We start from the raw sequence: 16456 nt of genomic DNA, 5'->3' as shown, positions 1-16456 counted from the left end.
ACAGTGGTTCTCGTGACCACGATCTGGCTGCTCGTCGCCGCGGTGGCCTGCCTGGCCGCTGCGGCGCTCGCGGGGGCCCTTCTCCGGGCGCGGCGGGCGTACACCCGCGCCTTGGAGGAACGCGGGTGGTTGCTCGAGCGCGAACGGGAGAGTGCCGCACAAACCGCGGTGGACGCGGAGCGGGCCCGGATCGCTCACGACCTGCACGACATCGTCAGCCACAACGTCAGCGTGATGGTGATCCAGGCCGGCGCTGCCCGGCATGTGCTGGAGACCGAGCCCGATCATGCCGAGGCGGCATTACTCGCGGTCGAAGCGGCCGGCCGCGACACCATGGCCGAACTGCGGCATCTGCTCGGCCTGCTCGCACCGTCGGCCAGTGGTGAAGAGGACGAGCGGCTGGCCCCACAGCCGAGTCTGAGCCGGCTCAGTCCGTTGATCGACCGGATCGCGTTCGCCGGGTTGCCGGTGGAGGTGCGCATCTCGGGGGACCCTCGACCACTCCCGGCCGGGGTAGACGTCACGGCGTACCGGATCATCCAGGAGGCGCTGACCAATGCGCTCAAGCATGGCGACGGGGTGAAGGCCGAGGTGACGGTGCGGTACGCCGACCACGCGTTGCGGGTGGAGATCCTCAACACCGGGCCGAGCGTGCTGACCGGGGGACGCGCACCGGTCGGTGGTGGCGAGGGGCACGGACTGCTGGGGTTGCGGCAGCGGGTGGCCGTGTACGGCGGCGATCTCGACGCGCGACGTCGATTGGGTGGCGGGTTCCGGGTCCGCGCGAAGATCCCGCTGGAGCGCCTGTGACGAGTGCCCTTCGAGTGGTGATCGCCGATGACCAGGCCCTGGTGCGGACCGGGTTCCGGATGATCCTGAACGCGCGTGGCATCGAGGTCGTCGGTGAGGCCGGCGACGGCGCCGAGGCCGTCGATGCAGTCCACCGGCTGCGGCCGGACGTCGTACTGATGGACATCCGGATGCCGACGATGGACGGCCTCGAGGCGACCCGCCGCATCCTGGCCGAGCCCACGGACTGCCGGGTCCTGATCCTCACCACGTTCGACCTGGATCGCTACGTGTACGCCGCTTTGGCCGCCGGAGCCAGCGGGTTCCTGCTGAAGGACGTCACCCCTGAGCACCTCGCCGCAGCGGTCCGGCTGGTCACCACCGGCGACGCGCTGCTGGCTCCGTCGATCACGCGGCGGCTGGTGGAGCGGTTCGCGATCCCGGCCCCGACCCAGCCGGCGATCCACCGCGACCTCGCTGCGCTGACGCCGCGGGAGGTCGAGGTCCTCACCTTGATGGGCCACGGACTGTCCAACGCCGAGCTCGCCAACGAACTGACGCTGAGCGAGGCGACCGTGAAGACCCACGTCGCCCGGATCTTCGCGAAGCTCGGCCTCCGCGACCGCGCCCAGGCCGTCGTCCTCGCCTACGAAACCGGCCTCGTCCGCCCCGGCGACCGCACTCAGCCGTGATCCATTGCTGATTGACTGCCGTATCAACTAGATTCGGCAAACCTCGCCCGCCCGGGGCGGACCTAGGGGGAGCCTGTTCATGGCGACTTGCATCCTGTGTGCCGAGACCGGCGCCTTCCGCCCGCGCGGCGAGAAGGACGGCTACGGCATCGAGGAATGCCCGTCGTGCGGCCTCGTGCAACTGGTGCCGACGCCGACCGCGGACGTGCTCCGCGCCCTGTACGAGGGGGACTCGTACTTCGAGGGCGGCGCCGGGACCGGGTACTCGGAGTACGAAGACCAGGAGCAGGAGTACCTGGCGACGTTCCGCGAGGACGTGCGCCGGATCCGTGAGTTCGTCCCCAGCGGGCGGATCCTCGAGGTCGGCTGCGGGTACGGCTACTTCCTGCAGTGTGCACTCGATGCCGGTTTTGACGCCTACGGCATCGATCTCTCCCCGGCGGCCGTCAAGTGGGCCGCGACGCGCCACCCCGGCCGCGTCTTCTGCGGTCTGCTCGAGGAGGTGCCCGAGATCCAGGACCAGAAGTACGACGTGATCTTCGGGTCGCACCTCATCGAGCACCTGACCGAGCCGTCCGAGTTCCTCCGCGAGGCCGGCCGCCTGCTCCGGCCCGGTGGCCTGGTGGTCATGGTCACCCCGAACATCAAGAGCCTGCTGGCCCGCGCCTCCGGATCGCGCTGGGTGTCGTTCAAGATCCCCGAGCACGTCAGCTACTACGACCCGGCAACTATCACCACACTGCTGAACCGCAGCGGCTACACGGTCCGCGCCGTCGACAGCGCCTATCAGTACTACGCCCTGCCGTTCGTCAGCCGCCGCGTCCGGGAGCTTCTCCACCCGGTCTCGCGGCTCGTCCCGCCGGTGGAACGCCTCCGTTTCCTTCGCGACCGCAAGATCCGGGTCACCAGTGGCTCCATGCGTGTCCTGGCCGCCTACAACGGCGAGTGAGGTAACCCGCGGCATCCGCTGAAGTGCCGGGCCGTGCTCAGGTGTGGTCGCGAGTTTCCAGGTCGGTGCGGGCGAGGAGGGCCACCAGTTGGCCGACCGTTCGCTGTCGCAGCAGAGCCCCCGGCAGGGGTTTGTCGACCTGGACTGCATAGCGATTGCGCCGGCCGTTCTTGTCCTTGACCACGTAACCGGCCTCCACCAGATCGGTGACGATGCCGAACGCGGCGCGCTCCGTGATGCCGACCGTGGTCGCGATCTCCCGCAGCCGGACGCCCGGGTCGTCGGCAATGCACAGCAGCGCCTGCGCGTGATTCGTCAGGAAGCCCCAAGCCATGGCGCTGACTATACCGGAAACCTCAATCCAGGAACTCTATTGCTAGTATTGAAATACAAGCGTAGGTTCGTTGGTGGAACTGGTTTGTGGGTCTACGCAAGCCGCTCCACGATAGGAAGGCACACCATGCGCTGTACGCGCGTAGCTCTCTACGACATCAAGACCGGCACGTTCGACGAGGTAGTCACCCAGGCGAAGGCCGAGATGGTTCCCTTGTTCAAGGGCAGCGACGGCTTCGTGTCCTACGGGGTGGCTCAGGTCGACAAGAAGGCCTTCGTCTCGATCAGCACCTGGGAGACCAGGGCGCAGGCCGACACCGCAGCCACAAAGGCAGCGGAATGGGTCAAGGCCAACAGCCGCGACCGCTTCACCCTGCGTATCAACTACGTCGGCGATCTGGCCATCGACACCGGCCACCGCGAGCCGGCGCCGGTCGCGCACTAGTTCGTAGGTTCGACGACTCACGAGACCGGTCCGGCCGCTGATGCGGCTGGACCGGTTCTCTTCGTGCTGCCAGATCACCTCAGCGGCTGATCTGACGCGGGACCGTCATCGCGACTAGCTTGTCCGGGTTGCGGATGACGTACAGGTTGGTGATCCTCTCGCCGGTGATCTCGATCAGCAGGACGCCTTCGGGGTGGTCGCCGATGTTGGCGACCATCGCGGGCGCGTTGTTGTAGTTGGCTATCCGGAACCGCAGGCCAGGCCTCTCCCTGCCGGTGCGGAAGAGATCTATCAGAACTGCGGCCACCTTCCGCGCGCCCACCACCGGCCGGCGTGACGCGGTGACCTTGCCGCCGCTGTCGGCGGTCCAGACGACGTCCGGCGCGAGCAGGTCGAGCAGCCCCGCCAGGTCACCGGTCGCCGTCGCGGTCATGAACTGCTCGGTGATCCGTGCGGTCTTCGCGGTGTCGACGGGCTGGAATCGCCTGCGTCGCGCCTGCACGTGTTCGCGGGCGCGGTGCGCGACCTGGTGGACTGCCGCGACGGATTTGCCCACCGCGGCGGCGACTTCGCCGTACTCGAAGCCGAACACCTCGCGCAGCACGAACACCGCACGCTCGTCGGGGGTGAGTGTTTCGAGCAGTACGAGCATCGCCATCGACACCGACTCGGCGAGCACCACGTCGGCCGACGGATCGTTCTCGTCGAGCAGCAGCGGTTCGGGCAGCCAGGGGCCGATGTAGTCCTCGCGCCGGCGTGTGCTCGCCCGCAACGTGTTGAGCGTCTGACGGGTCACCAGCCGCGCGAGGTACGACCTGGTGTCCCGCACCGTCGCGAGGTCCACCTCGGCCCACCGCAGATAGCTGTCCTGCAGTACGTCGTCGGATTCGGTGGCGGAGCCGAGGATCTCGTAGACGATCGTGAACAGCAGTGGTCGCAACAGAGTGAACCGCTCGGCATGCTCGTCGGTGGTCATGGGGACGTGACCACCCGCGGCCGCTCCAGCTGCCGACCGCCCTTGATCCAGGCCCAGGAGCCCGGTTCGCGGGCCTCGCGACGGATCCTCGACACCGCGAGCTTGCAAGTCTTCTCCTTGATCGCGGCGCCGAGTCGGCCACCGATGTAGACGTTCACCACGGTGTCGTCCTTGCGGGCAAGCTGTCGCATGGCGGCGTGCCGGCCGAGGCTGACGCACGACCCGGTGAGGGCCTGGTTGATCTCAGCCGGTTCGGTCCCCGCGATATGGCTCAGCACGGTGTTGGCGGCCTGCGCTCCCAGCGGTCCGGCGGCCTGGCAGCTCATCCGCAGCGGCTGGCCCGACGGTGCCGCGGCGTCGCCGGCGGCGATCACCCGGTCGTCGTCAACACTGGTCAGCGTCTCGTCGGTGAGCCGGCCGAGCGAGTCGGTACGCAGCCCGCTCGCGGCCGCCAACTCCGGTACGCCGAAACCGGTCGCCCAGATGGTCAGTGCGCTCGAACGGGTCGTACCGTCAGCAACGACGATCGCATCCGGCCGGACCTCGGTCACCACCTCAGTTTCGCGCACGGTGACACCGTGCCGGGACAGCCACTTGGCGGCGTACCGGCGACCCAGAGAACTCCAGGACGGCACCAGGGTTCCGCCACACATCAGGGTGACCTTGCGTCCTTGCTCGGCCAGCTCGGCAGCCGTCTCGATGCCGGTCAGTCCACCGCCAACCACGGTGATCGGAGCGTCGACGGGCAACTCGTCCAGCCTGGCGCGCAGCCGCTGCGCAACCTCGAACTCGGCGATCGGGTAAGCGAATTCGGCCGCGCCAGGCACTGATGACGGGATCGCCGCGGTGCTGCCGACCGCATAGATGACGTAGTCGTATGGCAGCGTGCGGCCCGACGCCAGTTGTACTGCGCGGGCGGCGGTGTCGATCCGCCGGGCGCTGTCGACGACGAGATGGATGCCCTCGCCGAGCAGTGTCCCGTAGTCGATCGTGGCGTCGTCGGTGCCGGCCACGAACTGGTGCAGCCGCACCCGTTCGACGAAGTCCGGTCGCGGGTTGACCAGGGTGATGTCAACGCCGTCGCGCATTCGCAGATGGTTGGCCGCGAGCGTCCCGGCATACCCACCACCGATGACGACGACCTTGTGCTGTGTGTTGTGTTCACTCATGCCCCCAAGACACCGCCGACCCTTAACCCCTGACACGACGTGACGCACGTCACCCCTTGAACGAGAGGGAGCCGGTCGCGGTCCTGGCATGGTTTCTGGGTGGGCGGGAAGTGCTGTCGGCCGATCGGGCAGAAGCCATTGTGAACCGACCCCAAGCCGCAGCGTTTGCCCTCGAACGCGTGCCACCCGAACACCATCCGCCGCCGAGACCTGCCCTGACCCCGGCGCCGAGCCCGACGACGGACCCGGATGCCGAACTCATCTCGTCCAGTCAGGATGCACCGCAGGACTTCGCCCTGCTGTTCGATCGGCATGCCGTCGCGATCCACCGCTACGTCGCCCGTCGGCTCGGCAGCAGCGAGGCTGACGACCTGGTCGGTCAGACGTTCCTGATCGCCTTCGAACGCAGGCACCGCTACCACGAGTCCTCGGCCGGCGCCCTGCCCTGGCTCTACGGGATCGCTACCAATCTGATCCGCCGCCGACGGCGAGACGAGGTCCGCCAGTACCGTGCGTACTCGCGCTCCGATCCCGCTGGATCCCTCGACGGCGCGGACATCCTCGCGGCGGAGGTTGCCGCGCGGGTCGACGCAGAATCCGCCTCTCGTGCGCTGGCCGGAGTACTGGCCGGCCTGCGGCAGAGTGAGCGGGACGTCTTGCTGCTCTACGCCTGGGAAGACCTCAGCTACCCCGAGATCGCCGACGCCCTGGACATCCCCGTCGGGACTGTCGCGTCCCGCCTGCACCGAGCCCGTCGAGCCCTGCGTACGGCTCTCGGCCCTGCCTTCCTGGAGAACCCATCATGAACGAGATCGACCTGCTCAAGCGGGTACGCGACGACGTACCCCCGCCCACTCCGGTCGCACTGGCCCGCGCCCGCCAGCGTCTGGTTATCCAGCCTCCTGTCCGCCGCCGCTCCACGAGCCGGCGCCGGGTGCTGGTTGCCGGTGCGTTGGCCGCGACGCTGGCCGCCGGCTTCCTGGTCAACGATGTGGTCACCCGGGACGGCGGGACGGCGACACCTGGCGCCATCGCTGACGCCAGCACCTTCCTGGCCACCGCAGCCGCACACACCAGCGCCAACCGCGACGCGCCGATCCCACCCGGTCAATATCGCCAGATCACCCAACGAACCCAGCGCACGTGGAACTTCGGGCCAGGCAACAAGTTCCATGGCACCAGCCTCGACGTGACCAACTGGTGGGTCACGGCTGACCAGAACCCGCCGTACACCGTCATTTTCGAGCTCAACGCCAAGAAGACATTCTCCAGTGAGGCGGCCAGAAAGCTCTGGAACAAGACCGACCCCTTGAACATCAAGCCCGAGACCCTCAAGTCCCGCGATGCCTGCGGGGTGGGAATGCAGGGCGGATCCATCGCCCCTCGGGGGAGGGGGAACGTCTGCACACCCAGCCTGCTCAGCCCGTCCGGCGACTATCTCGCCCGGCTGCCACGGGACCCGGACGCGCTCCTGGCGGCGCTGCGCAAGCAGAACCCCATGCTTCGTTTCCCGCACATGGATCCCAAGGTGGCAAACGCCAGGGTGTTCGACAGCATGGTCACCATCCTGGCCTCGGGGATCGCGCCGGCCGACCTTCGAGCCGCTCTGTATCAGGCAGCGCGTCAGATTCCCGGCATTCAACTCCAGGCCGATGCGGTGAACCTCGATGGTAGGAGCGGCCGCGCCATCAGCCTCGTGGAGCAGTTCGGCATCCGCAAGGAACTGATCATCGACTCCCGAACCGGCCAGTTCCTCGGGCTTCGCGAAGTCGCCACCATGACGGCACCACTCAACGGCGACGGTGACCCGATGCCCCTGAAGCGCGGCGACATCGTCACCTGGACCTCCGTCAGCACACGCATCACCCCCACCCGGCCCACTGTTCACTGACCGGCGAGCTGACTCCGGGGCGGCTCCCAGACAAGGAAGCCGCCCCGGCTTTCGTGTCATCCTCCCAAAGACCGAAGCCCCGCCCAGCGGCTCTTGCCTCCCGGGGGAGTGTGGATCATTTCGCCGCCTTTATCACCTTGGAGATAGTCCATCCCAGAGTGCTGATGACCGGAATGGCGAGAGCAAGCACAGCGATCGTGTTCGGCCGGAAGCGAACGCCGTCCGCGCCGCCGACGTACGCGCCCAGCGGAATCGCGACGCCACCGCCCCCTCCCCCGTCGCCGAGTTTCGGCGAGCCCTGGGTGCCACCGAATCCGTAGCTGACGAACGCAACGGGAATGATATCGACCCCACCCATCGTCTGCTTGTCGCCGTAGGCAAGTGTGATTCCGCGCTTGCTGACTCCTGCCGCCAGCTTGTCGGTGAGGTCGCCGTGAGCTGCTTCTTCGTCTACCACTGCTCAAGCCTTCCGTTCGGACGATGCTGGAGGTGCCAAGAGTCCAGCGAGTTGCATCTCGAGGGCGCGCCATCCGCCCAATTCGTAGGTCACGATCACTGTGACGGGACAGGCCAGGGTGAGAAGAAGGCACACCCACAGCGGCAACCCGACAGACGCAAGGACGATCGCGATGATCGGGATGATCAGTACGGCCAAGTGAAGTAGGACGTTGCGTGGAAGTGAGGAGATGAGCCACGCATGCAGGAGGTAAAGGGTGAGCATGAAGAACAGCACGGGGCCGGCGATGGCAACTACTGCCGTCTGCACCTGGACGGGATGATCAGGATCATAGACGCCGCCGACGACATGGAGGCCTGCGCCTGTCGCCGCCACGCCAATGAATAGGACAATGTGTCCGTACGCCCAGGGCACCACCTTCTTGCGGCGAGCGCGGAGGGCGAGTCCGTGCGGCACCAGGAAGTAGACCCACCACAGTGCGAAGGACATCGCGACGCCGGCAGCAATGACGACCACAGCATCGAACGTCCATCCGTGGAGCGCCGAGATCTGCGTCGCAGCGGACAGAGTCCCCAAAACCGTCTCACCGAGGGCGATGATCGTGAGGAGCGCATATCGCTCAGCCAAGTGATGGGGATTCCATGGCGTCACACCCCCGTTCGACCTGCCCCTTGCCTCGGCGACGACAGGACCCAGCGATTCGATGGTGAAGAGGACACCGATAACCACGAGTGCAGGGACCACAGTGAAATGACTCAGCGCGAGCAGTATCCACCCGAGCTGCGCGAGGCCTACAACCACACCATAGATAAAGGCCGGTCGCCGGTATTGTGAGTCATCGTGCGCGGCGCGTACCCACTGGAGCGCGACGGCCACCCGAATGACGACGTACCCGACGACCACGACTCCAATGTCGACATGTCCGGAGCTCTCGATCGACGCGAAGAGTGGTGGCAATCCGATGGCCAGGACCAGGACTCCGGCCATCTGGATCATGGTGAGAACTCGAAAGAGCCAGTCGTCGTTGTCGAAGGCGGATGCGAACCAGGTGAAGTTCGTCCACGCCCACACCGTGGTCGTCATCGCAATGACGAAGCTCACGGTCGCGGCGGCAGAGTGGCCTCCGCTGACACCGTGGGCAAGCTCGCTGGCAGCGACACCGAAAGCTGCGACGAATGTGAGGTCGTAGAGCAACTCGAGTGGAGTTGCCGCCCGTCCACTCTCGCCGGCATCGCGCCCAACCATCGACCTGAGGCCGTGCCTGTACTGTCCGTTCGACAACAGACTCACGAGAACACTCTAATTACGCACCGCGCGGAGCAGAAGCTCAAGCTACGCGCCCCCGGGCTCGCTGCGAGCTAGCCCTCGGAGAGCGCTTCGATCACGTCCTTGGAATGGGTCAGCGGTATCCTGCTGCCCTCGAGCTCGATCCGCGACTCGCTCTCGGGATGGATCAGCTCGAGCACCCTGACGTTCACTCGCTGGTGGACCTTCACCTCCAGCCCCGCCCTCGCGACCTTGAAGACCATCGCGCCGGGCTCCTTGCTGCGCGAGCGGCCGTCGAAGCCGTAAACCCCGTCGGCAGTCACTCCGACCAACATGAACTCGGGCATCCCGTGGGCGGCCGCGTTCGCGCGCATGCCGCCGATCACGCCCGCGGCCTCACCGACGGCTTCACCTACCGAGCCGCCGACCTCGCCCAAGCTGCCGCCCGCCAAACCGCCGGCGAAGAGCGAGCCGGTCTGGCCGCGGGGGTTGAACTGGCCTGCGGCGATCACCTCATCGGCGATCCCCTCGCGAGCCAGCGCCTGCTGAACCGCGCGCTCCATCTTTTCCTCGGACATCGCTCCTCCTGGCGCTCGAGGTTGATCAGCTGTAGCGGTCCCAGGCTCGCAGGTATGGCTCCAGGTTGACAGGACACCCACCGGCCGTCGTTGGTGAGCCCGTCCCGGATCCTGGTTGAGACCCTGAACGAAAGAAGGCCGATCGCGGATGCGACCGGCCTTCTTCCCTGCTCATCCCTGTAGAGCCCGAAACCACCCTCTGACCTGCGGTTCCTTACTCCGGGGGAGTGGGAGTCGCGACTGTTCACCTGCCGGCCCGTGTTCCGTTCGACTCTCTGGTAATTGATTGGCCGACTTTAGATTCCTCTCGTAACATTCTCCCAATCGACTGTGGAGGTAAGTAGGAATGAAGAAGATGGCAGGTGTTCTCGTCGGAGCTGTCGGTATCGCGGCGTTCGTGGCTTCGCCGGCGCACGCGGTGGAGTGGCCGAGCTGGCCAGGGGAGGTAGAGAACTCCGCCGGAGACGAGGGAAACTTCCAAAAGTGACGGCGATTGGGTCGGCACCCTCGACTGGAGGTTCGACGGCAAGAGTGCGGTGACGCGCTGGGAGACCGACTACGGCCGCTCCGGTGCGTGCGTGGACTCGAACGGTGCCCAGAACGGTGAGACGGCCTGCAACTACGACATGGCTGAGACCGGATACATCCGGATCATGGTCTGCGAGAAGGATCTGAGCGCGGGCGGCGGATACACCACTTGCTCGGCTTGGAGTCAGTGGCTCTCGATCAGCGACGGTGTACCGAAGTAGAGGGATGAGGGTGTCGACCTGGTCGTCGGTAGCTTCGGGATGAACGGCGCAGCACCGAGTTTACGGCTCCTGGGCGATGAGATGGCAGCGGCGTAAGTCATGCCGGGCGGCAAGGATCGGTGCTCATGGCAACACTCGCCCGACTCGTCGGTGCGTCCGCGAATTCCCGTGAACAGTTAGTTCTGGGCGTCGCCGCTCGACCGATTGAGGACATTGCACCGGCTTTGATGCAAAGGGAAGGGCGCCGTTGGGGGGCCGCCCACGGTAGTTCGCCCGCGAGGCGCAGCCGGATGGCGAAGGGGACCCAAAGAGCGGTTGGCGGTAGGAGTTGATCGCCGTCGGCGGGGGTTCAGTGCCAGCCGCCGGGCCACCGGCCGGCGTCAGGCCCCTTCTCCGTAGCCAACGTCCTCCTCACCCTGGCCGGCCCAACTCCAACCCACCTCCGAACAGTTGGCGGAGGCAACCGCCGCCTGACATGCGTGAACTCGGTGCGTTTGTACCGAGGCGTTCATACTCTTCGTCCTGACCCCGCGGCCGCGTTACCTTCCGATTGTGGCCAACGGTTCAAGAGGTGACGCCGGTTTCGGATGGATGTTCGGGTGCCTCGTCGTACCGATCATGGGACTCATCGGCGGCATCGTCACCTGGCGCATCGTTGACGACGCGACCCCCTGCTACTGCGACGGTGAACCGGACGCCGAGTGGTACAACTCGATGCAGTCTGTCCCCTACGGCCTCGCCGGCGCCGTCGTCATTGCCACCATCACGACGATCACCCGCGTCATCGTGCTGCGGCGACGCTCGGCTCCGTAGGCGAAGATCTCCCATGCCGACGCCCCTCACCTGGCCGCATTGCCGCAACACTCGCGATCTCGGCGGCCTCCCGCTTCCGCGACTGGAAGTCACTACTGGTCGCCGCTGGCATCCGGAACGGCCGTCTTCACGATGCTCGGCACACGGCCGAACGGATCGAGCGGGGCGCAGCAGTCGGCTGGAAGGGGTCGTTGAGACCCTTCGTTCTGTTCGTCCCTCTGGGGCCTGAAACCGCCGTCTGACCTGCGGTTTCTTGACTCCGGGGGAGTGGCGGAGGATACGAGATTCGAACTCGTGAGGGTTGCCCCCAACACGCTTTCCAAGTCCGCGCAGCCGTGTCCAGGTACGCCGTCTGCACGTTCACTGCGCCTGGGCCGGTGGCCCCTGGTCGCGGCTCGTGTCTCGCGTGGCGGCTACTCCTGACAGACCGCCCATGACCGGTGTTGACCTGGCCTAATTGCACGCGAATTGCACGACAGGCCAGGACCGGTCGACCTCGGCTTTCAGCTGATGGCTCGGTTACCACTCGTCGGCTACGCGCATTGGATGCTTGCGCAGGGAGGCTCTGAATGCGGCGCTGCGAGGACCGACCGATCGTGTCAGGAGGAGGTCATCGGAGACCCAGGTGCTCCCATCCGCTCCGGCCAGGATCGTCGCACCGGGGGCAAGCTCCCAGCCGGCCCGACTGTAGAACTCGACAAGGTGCGGGCCACAAGTCAGGACCCCCACATCTGCTTGGCCGGCGTCGATGCGGGCAACCGCAGCGGCAACCAGCCGTCCGGCCCAGCCCTCACCTCGAAAGGCAGGGAATGTCATCACCGCTGTCGGGCTCTGCACGACGTAGTGCTCTCCGCCAACTGAGACGGTCGTAGTGATGATCTCAAGGTGGCTCACGAGCTGGGAACCAGCCGCGTACAGCAGGTGGTGAGGCCTCATGTCAGGATGAGAGGTCCAGTCACGGAACCGGTTCGGTCCGGTGAATCCCTCCGGCCAGATGATGCGCAGGAACGACAGTACCTGCGCCTTGAGAACCTCCGGCAGATGTTCGTCGGCCCACTCGCGGAGTTCGATGTTTGTCTGCACGTCGGCAGGGTTCTAGTCTCAGGGCCCGCTTCGCAACTCGTTTACGGCTGCTGTAGGCGGTCCCGGGAAGCGATGAGCCCGGTCAAGAGGACCGAGACCCTGGCGACGGCCCGGGCGGTGCACTAGTCCCCGCGTAGGAACAACTGAGACGGAAACTGAGACGGAACGACTCCGGGGCGGCTCCCAGATTGTGAGCCGCCCCGGCTGTTGTCGTTCTCCCGAAGGACCGAAACCGCGCTCTGACCTGCGGGTTTGTGCCTCGCGGGGAGTGGCGGAGGATACGAGATTCGAACTCGTGAGGGGTTGCCCCCAACACGCTTTCCAAGCGTGCGCCCTAGGCCTCTAGGCGAATCCTCCAAGCGCAGAGAATACGCGAGGGTGCACAGGAAGGTGAAATCGGGCTGCTGGTGGTCAGCCTGCTCATCTAGGGTCGCGGTATGCACGGTGCACCGGATCCGAACGTCGTACACCCGATGCCCGCCACAGACCGCGTGGTGCTGCTGAAAGCGGTGGTGACGTCGCCGCTGATCGAGGTGGGCGACTACTCGTACTACGACGACCCGGGTGACCCCACCGCCTTCGAGACGAACAACGTGCTCTACCACTACGGTCCGGAGCGGCTGCGCATCGGCAAGTACTGCGCACTCGGCGAGGGCACCACGTTCGTCATGAACGGTGCGAACCACCGGATGGACGGGCCGTCGACGTTCCCGTTCCCGATCATGGGTGGCGCGTGGGCGGAGCACTTCGATCTGATCACCGGACTGCCGGGCCGCGGCGACACCGTGGTCGGGAACGACGTGTGGTTCGGATACCGCAGCCTGGTGATGCCCGGCGTGACGATCGGGGACGGTGTGATCGTCGCGTCTGGTGCGGTGGTGGTCGACGACGTACCGCCGTACGGGATCGTTGGTGGGAATCCGGCCAAGCTGATCCGCCGGCGGTTCTCCGACGACGACGTTGCCCGGCTGCTCCGGATCGCCTGGTGGGACTGGCCGGCGGACCGGGTCACAGCCAACGTCCGGGCGATCATGGCCGGCACTATCGAGGAACTGGAGAAATGAGCCTTGTACTGCGCCCGATCGCGCCGGGCGACGTGGATGCGTTGCAGGAGTTGATCGAGTCCGACCCCGGTTACACCGAGCGGATCACGGGCTATCCGCCCGGGCCCGCGGACGCGCAGAGCCTGTTGATGATGCGACCGGAGGGCCTGCCCGAGGAGGCGAAGGTCGTTCTCGGCGCGTTTGTCACCAACCGGTTGGTTGCCGTCGTCGATCTGCTCAGGGGCTTTCCGAACGACCACACGGCCTTCATCGGCCTGCTCCAAGTTCACTGGAACCACCAGGGCAGCGGGTTCGGCAGAGCGACGTACGAAGAAGTCCAGCGGTACGTCGAGACCTCGTGGCCCGAGGTGCGGACGATCCGGCTGGCGATCGTGGACACGAACGCCCGGATCGCGACCGGGTTCTGGCTGCGGCAGGGGTTTACGGCCACAGGTGAGGAGCGGCCGTATCGCTACGACAAGCTGGAGTCGACCGCACGCCTCTACGAGAAGCAGCTGACCTGGGCGCATCCCTCGCTGGAGGTGCGGGAGTCGCCCGTCGCGGGCAAGGGCCTGTTCGCGACGCAGCCGATCGCGAAGGGCGAAGTCGTCGGCCAACTGTCCGGCCGCCGGGTCAACACGGCGGAGCTCCGCGAACTCCTGAAGCGTCCGCCCGTCGACACGATCACGATCGACGAGGACGAACACCTTGTGCTGAGCAACGATCCCCGCCCTGTGATTGCTTATGGCAACCACAGTTGCGACCCGAACATGTGGTGGATCGACGCCGTCACGCTCGAGGCCCGCCGGGACATCGCGGTGGGCGACGAGGTGACGAGCGACTACGGGACCTCTACCGGTGTGGACTACGAGCTGCACTGCACCTGTGGCTCACCGCTGTGCCGAGGCGTCATCACGGGTGAGGACTGGAAGCAGCCGGAGCTCCAAAGCCGGTACGGCGACCACTGGATCCCGGCGCTGCTACGCAAGCAGCGTGGGCGCTAGCGATCTCCACTGCTCGACCGGCTGGGGACCGGTGACACCTGTGATCACGTTGACCGCGACGTGGTCGACTCCGGCGTCCAGATGCTCGGTCAGCTTGGACTTGATGTCGGCCGGCGTACCCCATGCGGCCAGTGCGTCGACCATGTGATCCGGGAGCTCAGCCTGGTCCTTCGCACTGAACCCCTGTCGCTCGAGGGAGGCGGCGTACCCGGGGATCCGTGGGAAGAAGCCGATGGTGTCCCGTGCGATCGCCCGGGCCCGGTCCGCGTCTGCCTCCAGTACGACGAGGTGGCTGACCGAGAGCAGCTTGTCCGGGCCGAGTACCTTGCGTGCCTCAGCGGCGTACGCAGCACTGATCAGGAACGGGTACGCACCGGCGGACCGGTCCCGGGCCAGCTCCAGCATCCGCGGACCGAGCGCCGCGAGCACACGCCGCTCCACTGGTACGTCGACCTCGTCCAAGTAGGCGTTGAGCGTGGCGAGCGGCTTGGGGCCGTGCGCGCCGCCCAGTCCGACCGTGAACCGGCCCGGTGCGGACGCTTCCAGAGCGGCGTACGTCGTACTGACGTCGGCCGCGCTGTATCTCACGACGGCGAGGATGCCGCTGACGAATTTGATCGAGGTGGTCGCGCCGACCAGATCGACGATGGTCTGGAGTCCCGGCAGCGGGCCGCCGGACAGCCAGATCGCGGGATACCCGAGCGCCTCGGCCGCCCGCGCGGCCTCGATCGACTGCTCGCTGCTGTCCAGACCCGTCGCGATCCCGAACGGGCCGAATTGATGATCCGTCACGCAACCAGAGTAGTCCGGGGCGGGATTTCGGGCCTGCGGAGGAGATCCCGTACACTCGTCTCCGGTTCCCCGCGTGGCGGTATCTCGCCCAACTCCCCCAGGGCCGGAAGGCAGCAAGGGTAAGTGAGCTCTTCCGGGTGCGCGGGGAATCCTCATGTCCGGGCTGTCTAGGCTGGTGGCGCTTCGACCGACCACAGCGAGGGAGCCCGATGAGCGCCGAGCGCCGTTACCTGCAGGAACTGATCATCGCCGAGCTCGGCGTCACCGCGTCGTTCGATCCGGACACCGAGATCGAGCGCCGGATCGAGTTCCTGGCCGACCAGCTCCGGCGGAACGGCGCGACGTCGTACGTGCTCGGCATCAGCGGCGGGGTCGACTCCGCGACTGCGGGCCGTCTCTGCCAGCTGGCGGTGGAGCGGGTGCGGTCCGAGGGCGGTCAGGCGACGTTCATCGCGATGCGGCTGCCGTACGGCGTCCAGGCGGACGAGGCGGACGCGCAGCGCTCGCTGGAGTTCATCAAGCCGGACGAGACGCTCGTGGTCGACGTGAAGCCGGCCACGGACGCCATGGTCGAGTCGGTCCGGCACGCGGGGCTCGGCGACCGGGAGGACTTCCACGTCGGCAACATCAAGGCACGGCAGCGGATGATCGCGCAGTACGTCGTCGCCGGGGCACGCGGCGGTCTCGTCGTCGGTACGGATCACGCGGCGGAGGCGGTGATGGGGTTCTTCACCAAGTACGGCGACGGCGCCTGCGACCTCACGCCGTTGTCCGGCCTGACCAAGCGCCGGGTCCGTGAGGTCGGCTCACGCTTGGGCGCGTCGGACGAAATCACCGGCAAGGTGCCGACGGCCGACCTCGAGACCAACAACCCGGGCGTGCCCGATGAGGCCGTCCTGGGCGTCACGTACGACGAGATCGACGACTTCCTCGAAGGCCGCGAGATCGACGAGAAGGCGGCCGCGACGATCATCGGTACCCACCGGCGGACCGCCCACAAACGCGCTCTGCCTCTGGCCGTCTAGCGCTTAGGCGGTGTGCGCAAGCTGGCGGACGCGGTTGGCGAGGCGGGCCAGGCGGATGGTGGCGACGTGGCGGTAGGCCGGGCGCAGAACCGTTGCCAACGGCCCGGACTGCTCGAAGCTGTGCGTGACCTGGCGGTCCGGGCCGATGGTCCAGAGGCCGACCTCGCGGAATCCGGGGACCTGCCAGGTGATCTCGATCCGGCCCGCCTCGACCACCGTGTACTGCAGCTCGCCGGCTAGGCCTGGTCGCACCTGCAGTGCGTATCTCGCGCCTAGCTCCGCCTGCTCCGGTCCGTCGATGGCCAGGAACGCCTCGTTCCACTCCGGCAGCGCGCGCGCGTCCAGCAGGACGTGCCGGATCGCCGTCGGGTCGGCGGGGATGGCCTCGGTGGCTTGCTCCAT

Annotated in this window: 20 protein-coding genes, 1 tRNA gene and 1 other RNA gene; 12 read left to right on the top strand and 10 right to left on the bottom strand. The window is 66.8% G+C overall.

Features of this window, described 5'->3' with window-relative positions:
* The first annotated feature begins 12 nt into the window (after window positions 1-12).
* The 3 genes from ACXC9Q_RS29545 (at window position 13) to ACXC9Q_RS29535 (ending at window position 2430) form a co-directional block, all read left to right on the top strand.
* On the top strand, window positions 13-810 hold the full coding sequence (locus tag ACXC9Q_RS29545) for a sensor histidine kinase (protein WP_457059893.1): 798 nt from the start codon (window positions 13-15) through the stop codon (window positions 808-810).
* On the top strand, window positions 807-1481 hold the full coding sequence (locus ACXC9Q_RS29540; protein ID WP_457059892.1) for a response regulator: 675 nt from the start codon (window positions 807-809) through the stop codon (window positions 1479-1481). Before ACXC9Q_RS29545 ends, ACXC9Q_RS29540 begins: the two co-directional genes overlap by 4 nt.
* 79 nt (window positions 1482-1560) lie before the next feature.
* Window positions 1561-2430 carry a class I SAM-dependent methyltransferase gene (locus ACXC9Q_RS29535; protein ID WP_405070551.1) on the top strand — a complete coding sequence of 290 codons (870 nt, stop codon included), beginning with the start codon at window positions 1561-1563 and terminating at the stop codon, window positions 2428-2430.
* Between the two features lie 37 nt (window positions 2431-2467).
* Here ACXC9Q_RS29535 and ACXC9Q_RS29530 read toward each other — a convergent pair whose 3' ends face one another.
* The gene (locus tag ACXC9Q_RS29530; RefSeq protein WP_328525264.1) at window positions 2468-2764 is read right to left on the bottom strand and encodes a helix-turn-helix transcriptional regulator; all 297 of its coding nucleotides are present in this window, start codon (window positions 2762-2764) and stop codon (window positions 2468-2470) included.
* Between the two features lie 126 nt (window positions 2765-2890).
* On the opposite strand from ACXC9Q_RS29530, the gene ACXC9Q_RS29525 reads away from it, so the two are divergent.
* A complete protein-coding gene (locus tag ACXC9Q_RS29525) occupies window positions 2891-3208 on the top strand; it encodes a hypothetical protein (protein ID WP_457059891.1) in 318 nt (105 codons plus the stop codon).
* A gap of 79 nt (window positions 3209-3287) precedes the next feature.
* Here the strand turns inward: ACXC9Q_RS29525 and ACXC9Q_RS29520 are convergent, their stop codons facing one another.
* Window positions 3288-4184 carry an RNA polymerase sigma-70 factor gene (locus tag ACXC9Q_RS29520; protein WP_457059890.1) on the bottom strand — a complete coding sequence of 299 codons (897 nt, stop codon included), beginning with the start codon at window positions 4182-4184 and terminating at the stop codon, window positions 3288-3290.
* A complete protein-coding gene (locus ACXC9Q_RS29515) occupies window positions 4181-5353 on the bottom strand; it encodes an NAD(P)/FAD-dependent oxidoreductase (protein WP_457059889.1) in 1173 nt (390 codons plus the stop codon). Before ACXC9Q_RS29515 ends, ACXC9Q_RS29520 begins: the two co-directional genes overlap by 4 nt.
* 179 nt (window positions 5354-5532) lie before the next feature.
* Between ACXC9Q_RS29515 and ACXC9Q_RS29510 the strand changes: the two genes are divergently transcribed.
* Both ACXC9Q_RS29510 and ACXC9Q_RS29505 read left to right on the top strand, forming a co-directional pair.
* A complete protein-coding gene (locus tag ACXC9Q_RS29510) occupies window positions 5533-6159 on the top strand; it encodes an RNA polymerase sigma factor (RefSeq protein ID WP_457059888.1) in 627 nt (208 codons plus the stop codon).
* Window positions 6156-7244 carry a CU044_5270 family protein gene (locus ACXC9Q_RS29505; RefSeq protein WP_457059887.1) on the top strand — a complete coding sequence of 363 codons (1089 nt, stop codon included), beginning with the start codon at window positions 6156-6158 and terminating at the stop codon, window positions 7242-7244. The genes ACXC9Q_RS29510 and ACXC9Q_RS29505 overlap by 4 nt, the downstream gene beginning before the upstream one ends.
* Window positions 7245-7359: 115 nt before the next feature.
* Here the strand turns inward: ACXC9Q_RS29505 and ACXC9Q_RS29500 are convergent, their stop codons facing one another.
* The 3 genes from ACXC9Q_RS29500 to ACXC9Q_RS29490 form a co-directional block, all read right to left on the bottom strand.
* Window positions 7360-7701: a hypothetical protein gene (locus ACXC9Q_RS29500; protein WP_457059886.1), complete on the bottom strand. Its 342-nt coding sequence runs from the start codon at window positions 7699-7701 to the stop codon at window positions 7360-7362.
* A 3-nt stretch (window positions 7702-7704) separates the two neighbouring features.
* A complete protein-coding gene (locus ACXC9Q_RS29495) occupies window positions 7705-8991 on the bottom strand; it encodes a low temperature requirement protein A (protein WP_457059885.1) in 1287 nt (428 codons plus the stop codon).
* 68 nt (window positions 8992-9059) lie between these two features.
* On the bottom strand, window positions 9060-9545 hold the full coding sequence (locus ACXC9Q_RS29490; RefSeq protein ID WP_457059884.1) for a hypothetical protein: 486 nt from the start codon (window positions 9543-9545) through the stop codon (window positions 9060-9062).
* Between the two features lie 536 nt (window positions 9546-10081).
* On the opposite strand from ACXC9Q_RS29490, the gene ACXC9Q_RS29485 reads away from it, so the two are divergent.
* On the top strand, window positions 10082-10294 hold the full coding sequence (locus ACXC9Q_RS29485) for a hypothetical protein (RefSeq protein WP_457059883.1): 213 nt from the start codon (window positions 10082-10084) through the stop codon (window positions 10292-10294).
* Between the two features lie 552 nt (window positions 10295-10846).
* Window positions 10847-11107, top strand: a complete 261-nt coding sequence (locus ACXC9Q_RS29480) for a hypothetical protein (RefSeq protein WP_457059882.1) — start codon at window positions 10847-10849, stop codon at window positions 11105-11107.
* Between the two features lie 519 nt (window positions 11108-11626).
* Here the strand turns inward: ACXC9Q_RS29480 and ACXC9Q_RS29475 are convergent.
* Together ACXC9Q_RS29475 and ACXC9Q_RS29470 are read right to left on the bottom strand one after the other, a co-directional pair.
* Window positions 11627-12190: a GNAT family N-acetyltransferase gene (locus ACXC9Q_RS29475; RefSeq protein ID WP_457059881.1), complete on the bottom strand. Its 564-nt coding sequence runs from the start codon at window positions 12188-12190 to the stop codon at window positions 11627-11629.
* A gap of 269 nt (window positions 12191-12459) precedes the next feature.
* Window positions 12460-12547: transfer RNA gene (locus ACXC9Q_RS29470), tRNA-Ser, on the bottom strand.
* Between the two features lie 80 nt (window positions 12548-12627).
* Here ACXC9Q_RS29470 and ACXC9Q_RS29465 point away from each other — a divergent pair.
* Together ACXC9Q_RS29465 and ACXC9Q_RS29460 are read left to right on the top strand one after the other, a co-directional pair.
* Window positions 12628-13254 carry a CatB-related O-acetyltransferase gene (locus tag ACXC9Q_RS29465; RefSeq protein WP_457059880.1) on the top strand — a complete coding sequence of 209 codons (627 nt, stop codon included), beginning with the start codon at window positions 12628-12630 and terminating at the stop codon, window positions 13252-13254.
* The gene (locus ACXC9Q_RS29460) at window positions 13251-14237 is read left to right on the top strand and encodes a GNAT family N-acetyltransferase (protein WP_457059879.1); all 987 of its coding nucleotides are present in this window, start codon (window positions 13251-13253) and stop codon (window positions 14235-14237) included. The genes ACXC9Q_RS29465 and ACXC9Q_RS29460 overlap by 4 nt, the downstream gene beginning before the upstream one ends.
* On the opposite strand, the gene ACXC9Q_RS29455 is transcribed toward ACXC9Q_RS29460, so the two are convergent.
* Window positions 14214-15029, bottom strand: a complete 816-nt coding sequence (locus ACXC9Q_RS29455; protein ID WP_457059878.1) for a TIGR03620 family F420-dependent LLM class oxidoreductase — start codon at window positions 15027-15029, stop codon at window positions 14214-14216. The two genes, ACXC9Q_RS29460 and ACXC9Q_RS29455, sit on opposite strands and share 24 nt — an antisense overlap.
* 60 nt (window positions 15030-15089) lie before the next feature.
* Here ACXC9Q_RS29455 and ffs point away from each other — a divergent pair.
* Together ffs and nadE are read left to right on the top strand one after the other, a co-directional pair.
* Window positions 15090-15186: signal recognition particle sRNA small type (gene ffs, locus ACXC9Q_RS29450), an RNA gene on the top strand.
* A 52-nt stretch (window positions 15187-15238) separates the two neighbouring features.
* Window positions 15239-16054, top strand: a complete 816-nt coding sequence (gene nadE / locus ACXC9Q_RS29445; protein WP_457059877.1) for an ammonia-dependent NAD(+) synthetase — start codon at window positions 15239-15241, stop codon at window positions 16052-16054.
* Window positions 16055-16057: 3 nt separating this feature from the next.
* On the opposite strand, the gene ACXC9Q_RS29440 is transcribed toward nadE, so the two are convergent.
* Window positions 16058-16456, bottom strand: coding sequence for a hypothetical protein (locus tag ACXC9Q_RS29440; RefSeq protein WP_457059876.1), 399 nt, complete (start codon window positions 16454-16456; stop codon window positions 16058-16060).

It is taken from the genome of Kribbella sp. CWNU-51, from assembly GCF_054073265.1.
Note: the sequence above shows the minus strand (reverse complement) of the source record. Positions and strands in the feature narration are given on the sequence as shown.